20 protein-coding genes are annotated in these 20,633 nt (G+C 60.1%); 7 read left to right on the top strand and 13 right to left on the bottom strand.

The genetic code is table 11. The annotated features are described in order from the left end of the window. The first annotated feature begins 56 nt into the window (after nt 1–56). The 3 genes from ACP7BN_RS19330 (at nt 57) to ACP7BN_RS19340 (ending at nt 2,202) form a co-directional block, all read left to right on the top strand. Entirely contained in the window at nt 57–1,187 is a 1,131-nt protein-coding gene (locus ACP7BN_RS19330) for a PepSY-associated TM helix domain-containing protein (RefSeq protein WP_426205675.1), read from the top strand. Beyond that, on the top strand, nt 1,184–1,363 hold the full coding sequence (locus ACP7BN_RS19335) for a hypothetical protein (RefSeq protein WP_426205676.1): 180 nt from the start codon (nt 1,184–1,186) through the stop codon (nt 1,361–1,363). Before ACP7BN_RS19330 ends, ACP7BN_RS19335 begins: the two co-directional genes overlap by 4 nt. 209 nt (nt 1,364–1,572) lie before the next feature. Further along, complete coding sequence (locus tag ACP7BN_RS19340) at nt 1,573–2,202, top strand: glutathione S-transferase family protein (protein WP_426205677.1); 630 nt, start codon at nt 1,573–1,575, stop codon at nt 2,200–2,202. A gap of 172 nt (nt 2,203–2,374) precedes the next feature. Here the strand turns inward: ACP7BN_RS19340 and creD are convergent, their stop codons facing one another. The 4 genes from creD to ACP7BN_RS19360 form a co-directional block, all read right to left on the bottom strand. Continuing rightward, nucleotides 2,375–3,742: a cell envelope integrity protein CreD gene (creD, locus tag ACP7BN_RS19345; protein ID WP_426205678.1), complete on the bottom strand. Its 1,368-nt coding sequence runs from the start codon at nt 3,740–3,742 to the stop codon at nt 2,375–2,377. 134 nt (nt 3,743–3,876) lie between these two features. Further along, nucleotides 3,877–5,295 carry a two-component system sensor histidine kinase CreC gene (creC, locus tag ACP7BN_RS19350; RefSeq protein ID WP_426205679.1) on the bottom strand — a complete coding sequence of 473 codons (1,419 nt, stop codon included), beginning with the start codon at nt 5,293–5,295 and terminating at the stop codon, nt 3,877–3,879. Next, the gene (gene creB / locus ACP7BN_RS19355; RefSeq protein ID WP_426205680.1) at nt 5,295–5,975 is read right to left on the bottom strand and encodes a two-component system response regulator CreB; all 681 of its coding nucleotides are present in this window, start codon (nt 5,973–5,975) and stop codon (nt 5,295–5,297) included. The genes creC and creB overlap by 1 nt, the downstream gene beginning before the upstream one ends. 67 nt (nt 5,976–6,042) lie before the next feature. Beyond that, complete coding sequence (locus ACP7BN_RS19360; protein WP_426205681.1) at nt 6,043–6,549, bottom strand: ATP-dependent zinc protease; 507 nt, start codon at nt 6,547–6,549, stop codon at nt 6,043–6,045. Between the two features lie 324 nt (nt 6,550–6,873). On the opposite strand from ACP7BN_RS19360, the gene ACP7BN_RS19365 reads away from it, so the two are divergent. After that, on the top strand, nt 6,874–7,761 hold the full coding sequence (locus ACP7BN_RS19365) for an acyltransferase (RefSeq protein WP_426205682.1): 888 nt from the start codon (nt 6,874–6,876) through the stop codon (nt 7,759–7,761). A gap of 1 nt (nt 7,762) precedes the next feature. On the opposite strand, the gene ACP7BN_RS19370 is transcribed toward ACP7BN_RS19365, so the two are convergent. Next, complete coding sequence (locus ACP7BN_RS19370; protein ID WP_426205683.1) at nt 7,763–8,320, bottom strand: DUF2780 domain-containing protein; 558 nt, start codon at nt 8,318–8,320, stop codon at nt 7,763–7,765. A gap of 316 nt (nt 8,321–8,636) precedes the next feature. On the opposite strand from ACP7BN_RS19370, the gene ACP7BN_RS19375 reads away from it, so the two are divergent. Together ACP7BN_RS19375 and ACP7BN_RS19380 are read left to right on the top strand one after the other, a co-directional pair. After that, a complete protein-coding gene (locus tag ACP7BN_RS19375) occupies nt 8,637–8,852 on the top strand; it encodes a hypothetical protein (protein WP_426205684.1) in 216 nt (71 codons plus the stop codon). Nucleotides 8,853–8,902: 50 nt separating this feature from the next. After that, nucleotides 8,903–9,118, top strand: a complete 216-nt coding sequence (locus tag ACP7BN_RS19380; protein ID WP_426205685.1) for a cold-shock protein — start codon at nt 8,903–8,905, stop codon at nt 9,116–9,118. Between the two features lie 76 nt (nt 9,119–9,194). On the opposite strand, the gene fdhA is transcribed toward ACP7BN_RS19380, so the two are convergent. The 8 genes from fdhA to ACP7BN_RS19420 form a co-directional block, all read right to left on the bottom strand. Beyond that, a complete protein-coding gene (gene fdhA / locus ACP7BN_RS19385; protein ID WP_102685723.1) occupies nt 9,195–10,394 on the bottom strand; it encodes a formaldehyde dehydrogenase, glutathione-independent in 1,200 nt (399 codons plus the stop codon). Between the two features lie 214 nt (nt 10,395–10,608). Beyond that, a complete protein-coding gene (gene purU, locus ACP7BN_RS19390; protein WP_420647266.1) occupies nt 10,609–11,466 on the bottom strand; it encodes a formyltetrahydrofolate deformylase in 858 nt (285 codons plus the stop codon). Between the two features lie 224 nt (nt 11,467–11,690). Continuing rightward, nucleotides 11,691–12,323 carry a sarcosine oxidase subunit gamma gene (locus tag ACP7BN_RS19395; protein ID WP_426205686.1) on the bottom strand — a complete coding sequence of 211 codons (633 nt, stop codon included), beginning with the start codon at nt 12,321–12,323 and terminating at the stop codon, nt 11,691–11,693. A gap of 82 nt (nt 12,324–12,405) precedes the next feature. Then, entirely contained in the window at nt 12,406–15,423 is a 3,018-nt protein-coding gene (locus tag ACP7BN_RS19400; protein WP_426205687.1) for a sarcosine oxidase subunit alpha, read from the bottom strand. Further along, entirely contained in the window at nt 15,420–15,749 is a 330-nt protein-coding gene (locus tag ACP7BN_RS19405) for a sarcosine oxidase subunit delta (RefSeq protein ID WP_420647269.1), read from the bottom strand. Before ACP7BN_RS19405 ends, ACP7BN_RS19400 begins: the two co-directional genes overlap by 4 nt. Nucleotides 15,750–15,778: 29 nt before the next feature. Then, the gene (locus tag ACP7BN_RS19410) at nt 15,779–17,029 is read right to left on the bottom strand and encodes a sarcosine oxidase subunit beta (protein ID WP_047303829.1); all 1,251 of its coding nucleotides are present in this window, start codon (nt 17,027–17,029) and stop codon (nt 15,779–15,781) included. A 20-nt stretch (nt 17,030–17,049) separates the two neighbouring features. Beyond that, complete coding sequence (gene glyA, locus ACP7BN_RS19415; protein ID WP_420647270.1) at nt 17,050–18,303, bottom strand: serine hydroxymethyltransferase; 1,254 nt, start codon at nt 18,301–18,303, stop codon at nt 17,050–17,052. A 283-nt stretch (nt 18,304–18,586) separates the two neighbouring features. Then, nucleotides 18,587–19,297 carry a TraX family protein gene (locus ACP7BN_RS19420; RefSeq protein ID WP_426205688.1) on the bottom strand — a complete coding sequence of 237 codons (711 nt, stop codon included), beginning with the start codon at nt 19,295–19,297 and terminating at the stop codon, nt 18,587–18,589. A gap of 128 nt (nt 19,298–19,425) precedes the next feature. On the opposite strand from ACP7BN_RS19420, the gene ACP7BN_RS19425 reads away from it, so the two are divergent. Beyond that, entirely contained in the window at nt 19,426–20,466 is a 1,041-nt protein-coding gene (locus tag ACP7BN_RS19425; RefSeq protein WP_420647272.1) for a low specificity L-threonine aldolase, read from the top strand. Nucleotides 20,467–20,633 lie beyond the last annotated feature (167 nt).

Here is a 20,633-nt window from a genome sequence, read left to right on the forward strand (position 1 = left end):
GCATCGTCACCTGGCCGTCCTCCGTGGACGGCTTTGGTGTTTTTGAAGGTCATGAAATGAAAAGTAAAACAATCCGTCGCTGGTCGTTCATCCACACCTGGACCAGCCTGATCTGCACCGTGTTTTTGCTGCTGCTGGCATTGACCGGTCTGCCGCTGATCTTCCATCACGAGATCGAGCATTTGCTCGGTGATGCGCCGGAGTTGCGCGAGATGCCGGCCGATACGCCGCATCTGAATCTGGCGCAACTGGTCGAGGCAGCGGAAAAATATCGCCCTGGCGACGTCGTACAGTATTTCGGCTTCGAAGACGACGAGCCGAACGCCGTCCTGACGATCATGGCGAAAACCGCCGGCACCGAACCGAACTCGTCGCACACCTTCATGCTCGATGCGCGTACCGGTGAAGCGCTGGAAATGCCTTCGGCCAATGGCGGGCTGATGCTTTTCATCCTGCGTCTGCACGTGGACATGTTCGCCGGGCTGCCGGGCAAGTTGTTGCTGGCATTCATGGGTTTGCTGTTTGTGATCGCGATTGTGTCGGGGACGGTGCTGTACTTGCCGTTCATGCGCCGCTTGAAGTTCGGTACCGTGCGCCAGGACAAATCCACCCGCCTGCGCTGGCTCGACCTGCATAACCTGATTGGTGTAGTAACACTGACTTGGGCACTGGTGGTCGGCGTCACGGGAGTAATCAGCGCCTGCGCCGATTTGTTGATCGCTGCATGGCGCAACGATGCGTTGAATACCTTGATTGCGCCCTACCGCGATGTACCGCCATTGACGCATCTGGCGCCAGCCACCCGTGTGTTGGAGATCGCCGGCGAAGTCGCACCCGGCATGAAGCCGGACTTTATCGCTTTCCCCGGCACACGCTTTTCCAGCGAACACCATTACTCGGTGTTCATGAAGGGCGGCACGCACCTGACCTCGCACTTGCTGACGCCGGTGCTGATCGACGCCAGCACGCTCAAGGTCACCGCGGTGGCGGAGCGGCCGTGGTACATGGACGCGATGGGCATGTCGCAGCCGCTACATTTCGGTGATTACGGCGGCATGCCGATGAAAATCCTCTGGGCCACGCTGGATGTGCTGACCATCATCGTTTTGGGTAGCGGCGTGTATTTGTGGGTAGTGCGGCGCAGAGCGGCCAAGCCTGTGCTGGAAACGGCGGAGGCTCGTGCATGAAGCCGCGTCAGTCGAGTTTCTGGAAAGTTTTCAGCACGCCGCTGGTGATTGCACTGCTGAGTGCGGCGGGGTTGTTTGCGGCGCTGTTGGGCGACGGGCTCTGGGATGGGTTGAGCTGGGTTGGACTCGGCGTCCCGACAGCCATCGCGTTGCGCGGTTTGTTGCAGCGGCGCTGAGATTTGTATTGTCTGGATGGGCCTCATCGCGGGCAAGCCACGCTCCCACAGGTACCGGGTTGTGCACAAAGATGCTGGCCGACTCGATCCCTGTGGGAGCGTGGCTTGCCCGCGATGGCGATCTCAAAGTCATCATCAAATCCCTCGCCAGCCATGCAGCTTCTGACTAGCCTAAGCCCCAGCACTTTGATGACTGCCGAGGAATGCCCATGTCCGCCCCCAGCATGACCCTGTACCACAACACCCTCTCGCCATTCGTGCGCAAAGTCGTAGTGATGTTGCACGAGACCGGCCAGCAGGATCGCGTCGCCCTGCAGGACTGCGTGCTCAGCCCGGTCAGCCCGGTCGCGTCGCTGAATCAGGACAACCCGCTGGGCAAGATCCCGGCCCTGCGCCTGGCCGACGGCAATGTCATCCATGACAGCCGGGTCATCCTCGATTACCTCGACCACCAGCATGTCGGCAATCCGCTGATACCGCGCGAAGGCTCGGCGCGCTGGCGGCGCCTGACTCTGGCGTCGATGGCCGACGGGATCATGGACGCTTCGGTGATAGTGCGTTACGAACAAGTCCTGCGCGCCCCGGAAAAGCACTGGGACGAATGGCTGGAAGCCCAGCGCGAGAAGATCCGCCGCGCCCTCGCCCTGCTTGAGCACGATGCGATTGCCGAACTGACTAGCCATTTCGACGTCGCGGCAATCAGTGTGGCCTGTGCGCTGGGTTATCTGGATCTGCGCTTTCCGGATCTGGGTTGGCGCGAGGCCAACCCGAATCTGGCCAACTGGTTCTTTGAAGTGAGCCAGCGGCCTTCGATGATTGCGACAATGCCCAAGGTCTAGGTCGGCTGTTCGGGCCTCATCGCTGGCAAGCCGGCTCCCACATTGGAACGCGTCTCCCTGTGGGAGCCAGCCTGCTGGCGATGGCACCACCTCGGTTCCGCCGGTAACACCGAAAAAATCAGCGTCACCAACACCTCAACCTCTCGCCGATCCTCGCGCAGCCCTACCCGGCTCATTGCACCGCTCCAATATCAAACTCCAACTGCTCGGCCGGCTTCTGCCCGATCCCGTACCAGTCAAGTTTGCGCGTCAGCACCATGAACACACCCAGCAACCCGAACAGCAGCAGCGAGCCCATCAACAGCGCGTAATCCTCGGCACTCAACAAGCCGTAGAGCAGACCATACAACGCCGCCAGCCCCGCCGAAAAACTCAAACCGCGGCGCACGCTGTGCAGCACGTGGCAGACATAGAACCCGATCAACAACACACAACCACTCGCCGACAGCAAATACGCCGGGCCGAAACCGATGTGTTCCGACAGCGACAACAGCAGCAGATAGAAGAACGCCAGCGCCACGCCCACCAGCGCATATTGCACCGGGTGCACCGCGAGGCTTTTCAGCACCTCAAAGAGGAAGAAACCGGCGAACGTCAGGACGATGAACAGCAACGCATATTTGATCGCGCGGTCGCTCTTCAGATACTGATCCACCGGATCGATGAAGCTCACACCAAAGCTACGGCCATTGAATGCATCACAGTCTCCCGCCACGCAGCGGTTCATCGCTTCTTGCAGGTTGGTGGAGAAGAACGAGGTCTGCCAATTGGCGCTGAAACCCCGATCGGTAATCTCACGCTTGGCCGGCAGAAAGTTGCCGACAAAACTTGGGTGCGGCCAATTGGCTTCAAGGTTCACGCTGCTGGTCTTGCCCACCGGCAGCACCTGCAATGTGCCGGTCCCTTGCAGGCGCAAATCAAAACCGAACGGCAGTTGCGTAGCTTTGCTGGTGTCCAGCGCCGGCAACATTACCCGCACACCTTCGCCGAGCCAGGCCACCTGAGTACCCGGCACGAAGTCCAGGCGCTGACTATCCACTTCGAGTTTCAGGGCGTTTTCGATCCCGCGAATGTCGCTGATGCTGACCGCGAGAAACGGCGCGTCGAACTGGTAATCGGCAAAATCTTCCTTGATGCCCAATTGCGCCGGCAGCGAGAAATGCCCGTTGATGCGGGTGTCGGCATGGAACAGCCGAGCCTCGTAGATACCACGTGCGCGCAGTTCGGTCTGCACCTTGCCATCCAGTTCGAAGCGCTCCGGCAAGAAGTACAGACGCCCGCGCTCCTCGCTGATCTCCTGGTAACGCTTGTCGGTTTTTTCTTTGATTTTCCAGGTCCGCACCACTTTGCGATACGGCACCACCATCACCGGCCCGCTCACCTGCTGGCTGTAGCTGGAACTGCGGGCAATGTCTTCAAGCACCCCATCGCGCAGTTGCTGGCGTTCATCAATGACACCGTCGATCATCAGCAACGGCACCAGCAACAGCAGAATCAGCAGGGCAATGGCCCCGAGTTTTATCGTCAGACTTTTGTTCATGGGACTCTCCCTGTTTCGATGGGGCGAGTCTGTGCGGCGTATGTGGGAGTTTTATGGGGGAAACATGGAGATTGTGTGGAGCGGCACATTTCCCTGTGGGAGCGTGGCTTGCCCGCGATGGCCGCGCCTCGGTCTCAGGGCAAGCGCAATATCACTTCAACGCCACCCTCGACATTGCCGATGCGCATCGAACCACCGTGCAACTTGACCACTTCTTCGACGAAGTTCAGACCAAGCCCTGTGCTCTTACGGCCACTGTCGGGACGCGGTAGCGAGTAGAAGCGTTCGCTCAGACGCGGCAAGGCGTAATCAGGAATCGCCGCCGCTTGGTTGAACAACCGCAACTCGATCTGCTCACCAACCCGCTCGGCACAGAAGCGCAGCAAGCCTTGAGCCGGGGTAAAATCCAGCGCGTTCTCCAGCAGATTACCCAGCGCCTGACGCAGCAGGAACGGCTCGCCGATCAGCAGCAGATCCGTGGAAATATTCTGCTCCACCCGCAACTGCTTGCTTTCAATCCGCGCCATCTGCGCCTGCAACAGCTCATCAACCAGCACCATCAACGGCACCGCGACGCGCTCTTCCAGCCCTTGACGTTGCTCGACTTGCGCCAGATTCAACAGTCGCTCGATCAACTGCTGCATCCGCACACTTTCGCTGTCGATGTTGCCGACAAAGCGCTGGCGCTGAGCGAGCGGCATTTCACTGTGCAACAGCTCTGCCGCACCGCGAATCGCCGCCAGCGGACTTTTCAACTCGTGGGTCAGCGTGTGCACGTAGCGCTCGACGTAAGCCTTGCCTTCGAGCTGCGTGCGCATCTGCTCAACCGCTGTCGCGAGCTGCTCCAGTTCCCCGCCGCGATAGTGCGGCACCTCGACCCGGCGACCCTCGCTGACGGCTTGGGCGTAACCGGTCAACCGGTGCAGCGCCCGGCTCAGCCACCATGAAAGCAACGCGCCGAACAACAAACCGAGGCCGATCAGCCCGGCGCCATACGCCAGCAAACGCCGTTCGGTGCGATCAACGTAGGGCTGCAGCGAGCTGTTGGGTTTGGCCACCGTCACCACGCCGATGATCTGGCCGTTGTCACGAATCGGCGCGCCGACGTGCATCACCGAGGAATTCGGGTCGTCGGGATCGCTGCGACTGGAACGTGCGCCGTACTCGCCACGCAAAGTCAGGTAGACGTCGTTCCACTTCGAATAGTCCTGACCGACTGCGACGCCGCTGGAATCCAGCACCACGCGGCCCTTGGCGTCGGTGACGTAGATGCGGTGATTGACCTGATTTTTCGGCAAGCCCCAGATCGTCGCCTGTGGCTGGCGCTCGCCATACGCGCGCAGTAACTGCGGCCAGCGGTTCGCGCTGAGGGTGCCGGCCTTGAAATCGTCACGCAGGATTTCCGCCATCAGGTTGGCGGTGTCGACCAGGGTTTCTTCGGTGGACTGTCGCACGCCGGGGCGGATTTCTTCCATCACCGTGTTGAGCACAAAGTAGCCAGTCAGGCCGATGAACAGCACGTAAACGAGGAAAATCCGCAGCCCGAGCGACATCAGCTGTGCCCCGGACTGTAGCTGTAACCGAGGCCACGATGGGTCTGGATCGGCTCGGCTTCGGCGCGCACCAACCGCAGCTTGGCGCGCAGGCTTTTGATGTGGCTGTCGATGCTGCGCTCGTACCCGGCATCCGCCGCCACGCCCAATGCATCGAGCAATTGTTCGCGGCTGAACACCCGCTCTGGCTGTTCGAGCAGGCATTGCAGCAGACGGAATTCATGCCGGGTCAGGGTCAATACCTGCCCGCGATAGCTGATTTGCACCCGCTCGGCGTCGATGCGAAACAGCGCTGATGACGTTTCGGCCAGCGCTCGCGGCGCCATGCGTTTGAGAATCGCGCGAACCCGCGCCGCAACTTCGCGAGGGCTGAACGGTTTGACCACATAGTCGTCAGCGCCGATCTCCAGACCGACCACGCGGTCGATCTCGGCATCCCGCGCGCTGAGAAACAGCACCGGCACTTCGCTGAAGCGCCGCAGCTGTTTGCAGGTTTCGAAACCGCTGATATCCGGCAGGCCGATGTCGAGGATGATCAGGTCGGCCGGGGTCTGGCGCTGATGCTCCAGCGCCGCCGCGCCGAGGCTCACCCACGTCGTGGTAAAGCCCTCGCCCTGCAAGGCAAAAATCAGCGTGTCGGCAATCGCCGCTTCGTCTTCGACAATCAGGATATGCGGCATGGCGTCCGAGCCCGTGGTTAAGTGCGCGAACGGTGCCCCAAGCCCGGCGTTACGTCAATGAGACCACTTAGCAGTCCGGCTTATCGGCGGTATAACGACGGGCCGGATTGACTGCTGCGTCAAACTCACGCAAGGCCTTGGCACCGATCAGCAATGGATAGTTGAAGTGGCTGCGGTCGGTCAGATTGACCTCAACCGTACGCTTGACGTTGCCCAGACACAGCTCCAGATCGACCACCGGACGCTTGGCAGGATCGGCGCTGTCGCGCTCTTCATCGTCCTCGTCGGAGCGGCTCTTGATCTTGCTGATCCGCGCGACTTTGTGTTCGTAGACCTTGTTGCTCGCATCCTTGGTGGCCAGGCGGAACCGCACCCAGTCTTCGCCATCGCGGGTGAAGGTCTCGATATCCTTGGCCGACAGCGAGGCGGTCAGTGCGCCGGTGTCCATTTTCGCCTTGAGCACTTCACCGCCGATTTCCGGCAGCGCGATGTATTCGTAACGACCGTATAGCGTCGGCTCGGCGGCCATGACCGGCAGGGTCACCAGGGCAAGCAGTGCAAAGAGGGATTTCACGTAAGGGGCTTCCTGAGAGAGTGGGCTCGGCGCCGAATTCTAGACCGCGAAAAAACACGATAGTTGGTTCACAGCTAACCTTTGTGGCGAGGGAGCTTGCTCCCGCTCGGCGACGCAGTCGTCGTAAAACCTGAATTCGCGTTGCACTGTTGTAAATGGATCAGGGGCCGCTGCGCAGCCCAGCGGGAGCAAGCTCCCTCGCCACAGGTGAATGGCGTTCCGCCAAGAATAGCTGTGCAAAGGTGAAACATTCGTCAGCGCCGATTTGGCCTGTCGCCTGAAGCTGCTTATCATGGCGCGCCATCCGATTTCAAAGAGTTGCTTATGCGCCGCCTGCTCACCGGCTGTTTTGTCACCTTTTTACTGCTGCTCAACACCCTGATCCTGATCGGGCCGTTGCTGGTATTCGCCCTGCTCAAACTGCTCGCCCCCGGCCGCTGGCGTGATTACGCCTCCGGCGCGGTGATGTGGATTGCCGAGACCTGGGCAGAAATCGACAAGCTGATTTTCCGCCTGTGCATCCCGACCCAATGGGACATTCGCGGCGGCGACGATCTGCGTGGCGACACCTCGTATCTGGTAATCAGCAACCATCAGTCGTGGGTCGACATTCCGGCGCTGATCCAGACCCTCAACCGGCGCACGCCGTTCTTCAAGTTCTTCCTCAAGAAAGAACTGATCTGGGTGCCGTTTCTCGGGCTGGCCTGGTGGGCGCTGGACTACCCGTTCATGAAGCGCTACAGCAAGGCGTTTCTGGCGAAACACCCGCAGCTGGCCGGCAAGGATCTGCAGATCACCAAAGCCGCTTGCGAGCTGTTCAAGCGTCAGCCAGTGACGGTGGTGAATTATCTGGAAGGTACGCGCTACACCGCAGCGAAAAGCGCTCAGCAGCAGTCGCCATTCAAATATTTGCTCAAGCCCAAGGCAGGTGGCGTGGCGTTCGTATTGGCAGCGCTGGGTGAGCAGTTGGACGCTGTTCTCGACGTAACAGTGGTTTATCCACAGCAAAACATTCCGGGATTCTGGGACTTGATCAGCGGCGCAGTGCCCCGAGTGATCATCGACATCCAGACCCGCGAGCTGGACCCGGCGCTGTGGCAGGGCGATTACGAAAATGATCCGCAGTTTCGCAAGCAGGTCCAGAACTGGGTCAACCAGCTCTGGACCCTCAAAGATCAGCGCATTACCGAATTACTAGGCGAGCGCCTCTGAATCAACTGCCAGTGCCAGTGCCCCAGATGCTGCCGAGGCTTTGCAACAGCGTACCGCCAACGCCCTGCTGACCGAGGTATTGCAGGATCACCGGGGCAAACTGGCCGATCATTCCGCTGTCCATGCCCAGCGCGCTGAAGGCACTGTTCAGGTCATTGGTGTCCTTGACGTTGCCCAGAGCGTTTTCCAGCCCGGCGGACTTGCCCGAAGAACCGAGCAGCCCGCTCAACGCCGCAAGATTACCGCCACCACCCGACAGCTTGTCGATGCCCGGCACTTCTTTGGCAAGTTGCGAATAGTCGGTGCTGCTGAGCTGGTTCTTCGCCAGCCCCAACATGGCACTGGTGCCACCCACCGCTTGCTGCGGCGTAACGTCCAGCGCACTCAGCGCGCTCAACAGACCCGCAGTTTCCGACGTCGGTGCTGCGGCAGCCGCCTTGTCGCCACCCTGCATGCCCGATACCGCGTTCGCCACATCGTTCAGGTTGAAACCGGCGAAGACCGGGCCGGCGGCCAGAGTCAGAAGCGATGCCAGGGCAAAACCGCGTGAAATCTTCATTCAGACATCCTCTTGTGACGTGCATATATAGCGTGATTACCGCCGCGCAATGGGCGATGAAGCTGCCGATTTGACCGGACACTCAGCGACATGTTCCAAACAGCGTGGTGCTGCGTGGCAGCCGACATGGATCGGCCTGAAATACCCGGTTTATTTCCAGAACTTATAAATAGCTCGCCGCTTAATTCAAACCACTCCTAAAACCTGTCAGATCTGACAGTTACCAGAATGAAACACCTGGAATATGGTGAGATTGCGTTTAAGACTCAAAAATAGCGAGGAACAGCCGCCGGACAATTCAATAGGAGATACGGTGATGGAAAAGCAATGCGTACAGCGCAATGAACCGCTTGACCCGGACATCCCGCCGATCATCTTTTGCATTAGCCCGGACGATCCGATCATCAAACATATCAAAGCGGGGCAGAAGGTCACTTATGACCTTGTGCGTGGTGACAACTACCAGTTTTACGCCGTAGACATAAAACTGGCGCAAGAAGAGGACATACCCGATCCCCCTCAAATCTTCTGAACTGCTGTGATGTTTTAACTAACTTAATAATCGACTCGGGAAGCACGAACATGTCAGGTGAAAGAGAGAGCGGTACCGTCAAGTGGTTTAATGACGAAAAAGGCTTTGGATTTATCACTCCGAAAAATGGAGGCGATGATCTTTTTGTTCATTTCAAGGCCATTGACGCGGATGGATTCAAAAGTTTGAAGGAGGGGCAAGCTGTCAGTTATATCGCGGAGAAAGGGCAAAAAGGAATGCAGGCAGCAAGTGTGCGTCCCGAATGAAATGATGTAGCCCTGATGCCTTTACTTTGTACGGATGTAAAACGGCGCCTAACGGCGCCGTTTTATTTGGAAACGCTTACGCCGCACTAAACAACTTGTGCGGATCAATCACAAACTTCTTCGGCACGCCCGCGTCGAACTCGCCATAGCCTTCCGGCGCCTGATCGAGGCTGATGACCTGTACGCCCACCACTTCGGCAATGTTGATCCGGTCCCACATGATCGCCTGCATCAACTGGCGGTTGTACTTCATCACCGGCGTCTGGCCGGTGTGGAAGCTGTGGGATTTGGCCCAACCGAGACCAAAGCGAATGCTCAGGCTGCCCATTTTCGCGGCGGCGTCCACAGCGCCCGGATCTTCGGTCACGTACAGGCCCGGGATACCGATCTTGCCGGCGACACGCACCACGCCCATCAGCGAGTTGAGTACGGTGGCCGGCGCTTCGGATTTCACGCCATCGTGACCATGGCCACGCGCTTCGAAGCCAACACAGTCCACCGCGCAATCGACCTCAGGCTCGCCCAGCAACGCAGCGATCTGTTCATGCAGCGGTGTGTCTTTGGACAGGTCGACAATTTCAAAACCCTGCGCCTTGGCATGCGCCAGGCGGATGGTATTGACGTCACCAACGATCACCACCGCCGCACCAAGCAGCCGTGCAGACGCCGCAGCGGCGAGACCGACCGGGCCGGCACCAGCGATGTAAACGGTACTGCCCGGACCAACGCCAGCAGTCACTGCGCCGTGGTAACCGGTTGGCAGAATGTCGGAAAGGCAGGTCAGGTCGCGGATTTTCTCCATGGCCTTGTCGCGATCCGGCAGCTTCAGCAGGTTGAAGTCGGCGTACGGCACCAGCACGTATTCGGCCTGGCCACCGGTCCAGTCGCCCATGTCGACGTAGCCATAAGCACCGCCGGCACGGGCCGGGTTGACGGTCAGGCAGACGCCGGTGTGCTGCTCTTTGCAGGAACGGCAGCGCCCGCAAGCCACGTTGAACGGTACGGAAACCAGATCGCCGATTTTCAGGTTCTCGACGTCGGAGCCTTTTTCGATCACTTCGCCGGTAATTTCATGGCCCAGCACCAGACCGGTCTGCGCCGTCGTACGGCCGCGCACCATGTGCTGGTCGGAGCCACAGATATTGGTTGAAACCACACGCAGGATGACGCCGTGCTCAATCTTCCTGCCGCGCGGATCCTGCATTTTCGGATAGTCGATTTTCTGTACTTCGACCTTGCCCGCGCCGAGATACACCACACCACGATTGCCAGACATGCTTTCACCTCGCTGTTGTTTTTATGGAACCGCGTTGCCCAGGCAGGCAGCGCGTTAAGTGCTCGGGTACAGATGCTGTTTATGTGTTGCTTGTGAGGGCCTCATCGCTGGCAAGCCAGCTCCCACAGGATTCGGGTTGGATTCAAATTTTGTGAACGACACAAATCCCTGTGGGAGCTGCGGTGCGACGATTCGACTTGCCAGCGATAGCGGCCTAAAGAACGACGGTTCTGTTGGCGTTGAGAAACACTCTTCGTTCGATGTGATATCCCACGGCACGCGCCAAAGTCAGGCCCTCGATATCCCGCCCCTTGGCAATCAAATCCTCGGGATAGTGACTGTGATCCACCGCCTCCACGCCTTGGGCAATGATCGGCCCTTCATCGAGGTCGTTGTTGATGTAATGCGCGGTGGCGCCGACCAGTTTCACGCCCTTGTTGTAGGCCTGGTGATATGGCTTGGCGCCCTTGAAACCCGGAAGCAGCGAGTGATGAATGTTGATCGCCTTGCCGTCGAGCTTGCGGCACAGCTCTGGCGACAGCACTTGCATATAACGGGCGAGAATCACCAGCTCCGCGCCGGACTCTTCGATCACCTGCCAGACCTTGCGCTCCTGCGCCGGTTTGTCATTCGGGTCGAGGGGGAAATGGTGATACGGAATCTGGTGCCAGTCGGCCAGCGGCTTGAGATCCGGATGATTCGACACCACCGCTGCCACGTCCATCGACAACTGACCGATGCGCTGGCGGTAGAGCAAGTCGTTGAGACAATGATCGGCCTTGGACACCATGATCACCACTTTCGGCCGGTAGTTCGGCGCGGTCAGCTCGAAGATCATGCCGAACGCCTGGCCGCGCTCGGCGAGGCCGGCGCGGAAGGATTGTTCGTCGAAACCATCAGGCTGACGGAACTCCACACGGATGAAGAAACGCCCCGAGAGGCGGTCATCGAACGAGTGGTGCTCGGTGACGTAGCAACCCTGCTCGAACAGAAAACGCGTTACCGCGTCCACGGTGCCGAGGACGCTGGGGCAGTCGGCGGTCAGAATCCATGTGTCTGGGGCGCGGCTCATGGTGCGATGACTCCTGTTCTTTGTGCGGGGTGTCAGGTTTTTCCCTCACCCTAGCCCTCTCCCAGAGGGAGAGGGGACTGACCGAGGTGTTCTGTCGAGTTACGCCGACGTGAGATACCGAGTCGAACTCAGGCCCGGAAACCAGCCGAGATCAGCTCCCTTCCCCCTCGCCCCCTTGGGGGCGGTCCGACGTTTCGGGAGGGTTGGGGTGAGGGGGAAAAATCTCAAGCCTGAACACTAAGCCCAAATTCAGCCGAAGCATCCTGCAACCACAACCACCAGTAATCCGAGAAACTGCGGCGAATCAGCAATTCCCAAGTGTCCTCAGCCGTATGGCGAATCATCAACTGCGACTTGGCAAACACCGTTCCGACAGCCTTTCCGACCGGAAAACTGTTTGGATGCACGTCATAACTGGTGGATTTCATCAGCACCTGACGCACGTTCGGCCCGCTCAGTTCGAGCAGTTGCTGGCCGCCGCTGACGTTGACGATGGCGATGTGCAGATCACCCAGCGCTTCACGCAGTTTCTGTTCAGCGGCGAATTCCTCACCGCTCGGCACGATCAGCAGCCACTCATCCGGGCCCATCCATTGCAGACTGCTTTCACCTTTGACGATCACGCTCAGGGCGCCGGGCAATTCGATGCCCAGCGCCTTGTGCACGCCGGCAGCAAATGCAGCGTCATGACCATCACCACGGATGGTCAGATGGCCGAGCAGTTTCTTCTCACGCACGGTCACGCCAGCGGTCTTGCGGCCCTTGCCGACCAGGCTGGCGAGGTCGGCGTGATGCAGCGACGACTCGGCCTTGGCCCCGGTGGACGGGCGTTGTTGGTAAACGTTGGCTGTGGTCATAAAACACCTTCCTGAATTCTGTTGGTTCCTGTGGGAGCTAGCCTGCTAGCGATTGGCAGCCCACCCACAGGACTCGAGGCCATCAAATATTCTGCCGATCACCTTTCGGATCGAAGAACACCGAAGAAACGATTTCCGCCTCGATAACGCTGCCATCCGCCAGTGGTGCAAACACCCGCTCACCAATGCGCTTCAGACCACCCTTGACCACGCCCATGGCAAACGAATAACCGAGGGAGTTGTGCGCGTAGCTGGAGGTCACGTGGCCGACCATGGTCATCGGGATCGCCTGCTTGGTGTTGAACACCAACTGCGCACCTTCCGGCAGCCACTTGGTCGGATCGATCGGCTTCAGGCCGACCAACTGCTTGCGCTGCTCACGCACACAATCTTCGCGATTCATGCCGCGCTGGCCGATCCACGAGAACGGTTTGGTACGACCGACGCACCAACCCATGTTCAGGTCGTCCGGGGTCATCGAGCCGTCGGTGTCCTGGCCAACGATGATGAAACCCTTCTCGGCCCGCAGCACGTGCATGGTCTCGGTGCCGTACGGCGTCAGGTTGTACTGCTTGCCGGCCTCGACAATTTTCTCCAGCACGCCCATGGCGTAGTCGGCCTGCACGTTGACTTCGTACGACAGCTCACCGGTAAACGAGATGCGGAACACCCGCGCCGGCACGCCACCGACCAGACCTTCTTTCCAGGTCATGAACGGGAACGCTTCGTTGCTCAGATCAATGTCGGTCACGGCGCTGAGCAGCTTGCGGCTGTTCGGCCCGGACAAGGTCATGGTCGCCCAGTGGTCGGTAACGGAGGTGAAGTACACCTTCATGTCCGGCCATTCGGTCTGGTGGTACAGCTCCAGCCATTGCAAGACGCGAGCGGCGCCGCCAGTGGTAGTGGTCATGACGAAGTGGTTGTCGGCCAGACACGCCGTGACACCGTCGTCGAAGACCATGCCGTCTTCTTTGCACATCAAACCGTAGCGCGCCTTGCCCACGTCGAGTTTGGTCCAGGCGTTGGTGTACACGCGATTGAGGAACTCGCGGGCATCCGGGCCTTGAATATCGATCTTGCCGAGAGTCGAAGCATCCAGCAGGCCAACACTGTCGCGCACGGCCTGGCATTCGCGTTTGACGGCGGCATGCAGATCTTCACCGTTTTTCGGGAAGTACCACGGACGTTTCCACTGGCCGACGTCCTCAAACTCGGCGCCGTTTTTCAGGTGCCATTGATGCAGCGCGGTGTAACGCACCGGTTCGAAGATGTGCCCGCAATGCCGGCCAGCTATCGCGCCGAACGTCACTGGCGTGTAGTTCGGGCGGAACATGGTGGTGCCCATCTGCGGGATGGTCACGTTCAGCGAACGCGCGGCGATGGCCAGACCGTTGACGTTGCCGAGCTTGCCCTGATCGGTACCGAAGCCCAGCGCGGTGTAGCGTTTGACGTGCTCGACCGACTCAAAACCTTCGCGGGTCGCCAGTTCGATGCCAGCGGCCGTGACGTCGTTCTGCAGATCGACAAATTGCTTCGGCCCGCGTGTCGTGCCTTTTTCGTGCGGCACCTGGAACAGCGCCAGCGTCGGTTCTTCGTGACGGCTCAGCGCTTTAGGCAAGGTGCCTTCGACGACGCTGAAACCGGCTTCGCTGGCCGCACGCGCGCCACCTTCAAAACCATCGGCCAGCGAATCGCCGAGGCCGTAAACGCCGTTGATGCCACCGACACACACGCGTTTCTGCGGTGCTTCGCCCGGTACGAAACCGAGGATGTCTTCGCGCCAGGTCGGCTTGCCGCCCAAGTGCGAAGCCAGGTGAACTATCGGGCTGTAACCGCCAGAGCTGGCGACCAGATCGCAGTCGAGCCATTCACCGGGGCTGGTGACTTTGTGTGCTTTGACATCGATCGCGGCGATGCGCGCAGCGGTGACACGTTTGGTGCCACGCGCTTCGATCACAGCGCTGCCGGTGAGGATGCGAATGCCTTTGGCGCGCGCTTCTTCCACCAGCGCGCCGCGCGGATTGCTGCGGGCATCGGCAATCGCCACCACTTGCAGGCTGGCGTCGAGCCAATCGAGAGCGACGCGGTAGGCGTGGTCGTTGTTGGTGCTCAAGACAAGCTTTTTGCCCGGTGCCACGCCGTAGCGGCGCACGTAAGTCGAAACCGCACCCGCGAGCATGTTGCCCGGCACATCGTTGTTGCCGTAGACCAGCGGACGCTCGCACGCACCCGTCGCCAGCACCACACGCTTGGCGCGAACCCGGTGGATGCGCTGCCGCACCTGGCCGATTGGCGCACGGTCACCGAGGTGATCGGTGAGACGCTCGTGAATGGTCAGGAAGTTGTGGTCGTGGTAACCGTTGACCGTGGCGCGTGGCAACAGCAGCACGTCAGGGGTGTCCTTCAATTCGGCGATGACGCTGGCGACCCATTCCACCGCAGGCTTGCCGTCGAGGCTTTCGCGGGAATCAAGCAGGCTGCCGCCGAACTCTTCCTGTTCATCAGCGAGGATCACGCGAGCACCGCTGCGCGCAGCCGCCAGAGCAGCCGCCAGACCGGCCGGGCCACCGCCAACGATCAGCACGTCGCAGTGCTGGTTCATGTAGTCGTAAGTGTCCGGATCGTTCTCGGTCGGCGAACGGCCTAAACCTGCGGCCTTGCGGATGTACTTCTCGTAAGTCATCCAGAACGATTGCGGGTACATGAAGGTTTTGTAGTAGAAACCCGGCGGCATCAGCTTGCCGCCGACTTTGCCGAGAATCCCCATCATGTCGTTGTTGACGCTCGGCCAGCCGTTGGTGCTGGTGGCGACCAAGCCCTGATACAACGCCTGTTGCGTGGCGCGCACGTTGGGAATCTGCGTGGCCTCGGTGGCGCCGATCTGCAGCACCGCGTTCGGCTCTTCGGCACCGGCTGCGAAGATCCCGCGTGGACGCGAATACTTGAAGCTGCGGCCAATAATGTCGACGCCGTTGGCCAACAATGCAGCGGCCAGCGAATCGCCTTCGAAGCCTTTGTAGGTCTGGCCGTTGAAGGTAAAGCTCAGCACTTTATTGCGGTCGATCCGTCCACCGTTGGACAGGCGATTGGTCTGGCTCATACCTTCTCTCCCAGCGCCGTCGTGGCTGTTTTCGCAGCGTCAGCCTTGTCGGTGAATTGCGGCTTGCTGCCGATCTTGTAGGTTTCGAGAATCTCGTAGGTCACGGTGTCGCGGGTGACGTTGAAATACTGGCGGCAACCGGCGACGTGATCCCACAACTCGTGGTGCAGACCGCGCGGGTTATCGCGAAAGAACATGTAGTCGCCCCACTCCTCATCAGAGCAGGCGTTCGGATCCAGTGGACGCGGAATGTGCGCCTGGCCGGATGCATGGAATTCCTCTTCGGAGCGCAGTTCGCCGCAGTGAGGACAGAAGATATGCAACATGGGGTTTCTCCTCTTTATCAGGTCGACGGTTAGTGGGCGACGGCAGCAGCGCCGTGTTCGTCGATCAACGCACCGTTGTGGAAACGGTCGATGGAGAAAGGTGCGGCCAACGGGTGCATTTCACCCTTGGCCAGGCTCGCGGCAAACACGTTGCCCGAGCCAGGTGTGGCCTTGAAGCCACCGGTGCCCCAACCGCAATTGAAGAACATGTTCGGTACCGGGGTCTTGGAGATGATCGGGCAGGCGTCCGGGGTGGTGTCGACGATGCCGCCCCACTGCCGGTTCATGCGTACACGGGACAACACCGGGAACATCTCGACGATTGCTTGAATCGTGTGTTCGATCACCGGGTACGAACCACGCTGGCCATAGCCGTTGTAGCCGTCGATACCGGCGCCGATCACCAGGTCGCCCTTGTCCGACTGGCTGATGTAACCGTGCACGGCGTTGGACATGATCACGCTGTCAATGATCGGTTTGATCGGCTCGGACACCAGCGCTTGCAGCGGGTGGGATTCGATCGGCAGACGGAAACCGGCGAGTTTGGCCATGTGTCCGGAGTTACCCGCCGTCACTACGCCGACGCGCTTGGCGCCGATGAAACCCTTGTTGGTTTCTACGCCGATGCACACACCGTTTTCCTTGCGGAAACCGATCACTTCGGTCTGCTGGATCAAATCCACGCCGAGCGCATCAGCGGCACGCGCGAAGCCCCAGGCCACGGCATCGTGACGAGCCACGCCGCCGCGACGCTGCACGGTCGCACCGAGTACCGGGTAGCGAGTATTTTTCGAGCAATCGAGGTACGGAATTTCGTTGGCCACTTGCTCAGTGTTGAGCAGTTCGCCATCGACACCGTTGAGGCGGTTGGCGCTGACCCGACGCTCGGAATCACGAATGTCCTGCAAGGTGTGGCACAGGTTATAGACGCCACGCTGGGAGAACATCACGTTGTAGTTCAGGTCCTGCGACAGGCCTTCCCAGAGTTTCATCGCGTGTTCGTACAGATGCGCCGACTCGTCCCACAGATAGTTGGAGCGCACGATGGTGGTATTGCGCGCGGTGTTACCGCCGCCCAACCAGCCTTTCTCGACCACCGCCACGTTGGTGATGCCGTGTTCTTTCGCCAGGTAGTAAGCCGTGGCGAGACCGTGCCCGCCGCCGCCGACGATGACCACGTCGTAGACCTTTTTCGGGGTCGGCGTGCGCCACATTTTCTGCCAGTTCTCGTGATGGCTGAGCGAATGTTTGAAGAGGCCGAAGCCTGAATAGCGTTGCATAGTCATGTACTCCAGAACGCTCAGCGATAAACCGGGAAGTCAGCGCACAGGGCCGAAACCTGCTGGGCAACATTCGCTTCGACGTCGGCATCACCGAGGTTGTCGAGGATGTCGCAGATCCAGCCGGCCAGCGTCACGCACTGGGTCACCTTGAAGCCACGCGTGGTCACCGCCGGGGTGCCAATGCGCAAGCCGGAGGTCACGAACGGCGACTGCGGATCGTTCGGTACGGCGTTCTTGTTCACGGTGATGTGCGCACGACCGAGGGCGGCATCGGCGTCTTTGCCGGTCAGGCCCTGACGGATCAGGCTGACCAGGAACAGGTGGTTATCGGTGCCGCCGGACACTACATCGTAGCCACGTTTGATAAACACGCTCGCCATCGCCTGAGCGTTGTCGATCACTTGTTGCTGATACGCCTTGAAGCCCGGCTCCAGCGCTTCCTTGAAGCACACGGCTTTACCGGCGATCACATGCATCAGCGGACCGCCCTGGGCGCCGGGGAACACGGCGGAGTTGAGTTTCTTTTCAATCTCTTCGTTGGACTTGGCCAGGATCAAACCACCACGCGGGCCGCGCAGGGTTTTGTGCGTAGTGGTAGTAACCACGTCGGCGTACGGCAGCGGATTCGGATACAGACCCGCGGCGACCAGACCGGCGACATGGGCCATGTCGACGAACAGCAGCGCCCCGACCTTGTCAGCGATCTGGCGGAAGCGCGGGAAATCCAGAGTCTTGGAATAAGCCGAGAAACCGGCGACGATCATTTTCGGCTGGCACTCGACGGCGAGACGCTCGACTTCGTCGTAATCGATCAGCCCGGTTTTGGTGTCGATGCCGTACTGCACGGCGTTGTAGAGCTTGCCCGAGGACGACACTTTGGCGCCGTGGGTCAGGTGACCGCCGTGAGCCAGGCTCATGCCCAGAATGGTGTCGCCCGGCTGGATCAGCGCCAGGTACACGGCACTGTTGGCGGAAGAACCGGAGTGCGGCTGGACGTTGGCGTAATCGGCGCCGAACAGTTGCTTGGCGCGTTCGATGGCCAGCGCTTCAACCTTGTCGACGTGCTCGCAGCCGCCGTAGTAGCGCTTGCCCGGATAGCCTTCGGCGTATTTGTTGGTCAGGCCGCTACCTTGCGCTTGCATCACGCGTTTGCTGGTGTAGTTCTCCGACGCGATCAGCTCGATGTGATCTTCCTGACGTTGCTCCTCGGCATTCATCGCCGCCAGCAGTGCATCGTCGTAGCCCTGGATCTGGTCTTGCTTGCTGAACATCGCGTCTCTCCCAGCGGCGGCGGTGCGCCATTCGTATCAGTGAGGCCCTTGCCTGGCGGCAGTGCCCTTTGATGCGATGGTATGACCGGCGCAGGGAGTTCAAATGCCTACGGACGCCACGCAAAGGTGCGTTTACGACATGGGCGCAAATGGGCTTGCCAGACTCGACCTTGAAAACACCGGAGAACCCTGTGGGAGCTGGCTTGCCAGCGATGGCGGTGGCACATCCAGCATTGATGGCGGCTGACCCACCGCTATCGCTGGCAAGCCAGCTCCCACAGGGTTATGTGAAAGCCTGGCGTACTGCGAGCAGGATCAGGAAATGCGCGGGATACAGCGCGTACGCCCAGCGGCGCATGGCTGGCGGGTGCACGGACGTGGCATGTCGCAACAGGAACATTCCGAGCAGTGGCGCAAACAAGCATGCGCCGAGGCCGAGGATTGCAACGTTACTGCCGAACTGCGCCGATTCGAACAGCACTTGCCATTGATTTGCCGCCAGACAGATCAGCCCCGGCAGCAGGCTGAAATACCAGCGCTTGTGGAACACCAGCAGCATCGCCAACGGCAGCAGCACACCGAAGAAGCCGAACATCAGTCGCTCCGGGAACAGCGCCGCCAACAGCAATGCGCCCACCGCCAGCAGGCGTGCTACCAGCGACGGATCCTGCCACCCGCGCGCCACGAGCAAGCCCAGCGCCAGCGTCGGCATGACGTTCAACGTGTCGGGATCAGGAATGTACAACCGGTAAGGAATCTCGCTGAGCGCACTGAACACCAGTAACCAGCCCAGATACCGCCATTCAGTTTTCCGCGCGCCGGCCCGGGCCAGATTCGCCGCCATCGCCAGACAAAACCACGGAAACGCCAGACGCCCCGGCACAAACAGCCAATCGGCGCTGATCCCGACATATCGCAGGTGATCGAGCAGCATGCTCAACAGCGCCAGCCACTTGAGCAGATCGAGCGCGCCGTCGCGTTGGCTCAGGTGCATAATCGCCTCGCGTCCCTGTAATGTTCTGTCAGCGACATCCCGTGTGCTCCCCGGATGATCTTCGGTAAAGTGCGCACCATCATTGACCAAACGAAGCGCCACAAGCGCCTCGATCACGGAAGCCGGCCATGACCGACAAGAGCCAACAATTCGCCAGCGACAACTATTCGGGTATCTGCCCGGAAGCCTGGGCCGCCATGGAACAGGCCAACCACGGCCACCAACGCGCTTATGGCGACGATGAATGGACCGCACGCGCCTCGGATGATTTCCGCAAACTGTTCGATACCGACTGCGAAGTGTTCTTCGCCTTCAACGGCACCGCCGCCAACTCGCTGGCCCTGTCGTCGCTGTGCCAGAGTTACCACAGCGTGATCTGCTCGGAAACCGCCCACGTCGAAACCGACGAATGCGGCGCGCCGGAATTCTTCTCCAACGGCTCCAAACTGCTGATCGCCGGCACTGAAAACGGCAAGATCACCCCGGCCTCGATCCGCGAAGTCGCGCTCAAGCGCCAGGACATTCACTACCCGAAACCGCGCGTGGTGACCCTGACCCAGGCCACCGAAGTCGGCAGCGTCTACACCCCTGAAGAAATCCGCGCCATCAGCGCCACCTGCAAAGAGCTGGGCCTGAACCTGCACATGGACGGCGCACGCTTCTCCAACGCCTGCGCCTTCCTCGGCTGCTCGCCTGCCGATCTGACGTGGAAGGCCGGTGTCGACGTGCTGTGCTTCGGCGGCACGAAAAACGGCATGGCGGTCGGTGAGGCGATTCTGTTCTTCAACCATAAACTGGCGGAAGACTTCGATTACCGCTGCAAACAGGCCGGGCAACTGGCGTCGAAGATGCGCTTTCTGTCGGCACCGTGGGTTGGCATCCTCGAAAACGACGCCTGGCTCAAATACGCGCGCCACGCCAACCACTGCGCGCAATTGCTGGCCGAACTGGTCAGCGACATTCCGGGCGTCGAACTGATGTTCCCGGTACAGGCCAACGGCGTGTTCCTGCAACTCTCGGAACCGGCCATCGCCGCCCTGACCGCACGCGGCTGGCGCTTCTACACCTTCATCGGCAAGGGCGGCGCGCGCTTCATGTGCTCGTGGGACACCGAAGAAGAACGCGTACGCGAACTGGCGCGTGATATCCGCGAAGTCATGTCCGCCTAACGCTGATCCCCTGTGGCGAGGGGATTTATCCCCGTTCGGCGGCGAAGCCGTCGTAAAACCAGAGAACGCGGTATTTCCTGACAAAACCGCGTTCTCTGGATTTGGGGCCGCTTCGCAGCCCAACGGGGATAAATCCCCTCGCCACAAAATCCCCTCGCCACAAAAAC

Source organism: Pseudomonas sp. TWP3-1 (assembly GCF_049896625.1).
GTDB lineage: Bacteria > Pseudomonadota > Gammaproteobacteria > Pseudomonadales > Pseudomonadaceae > Aquipseudomonas.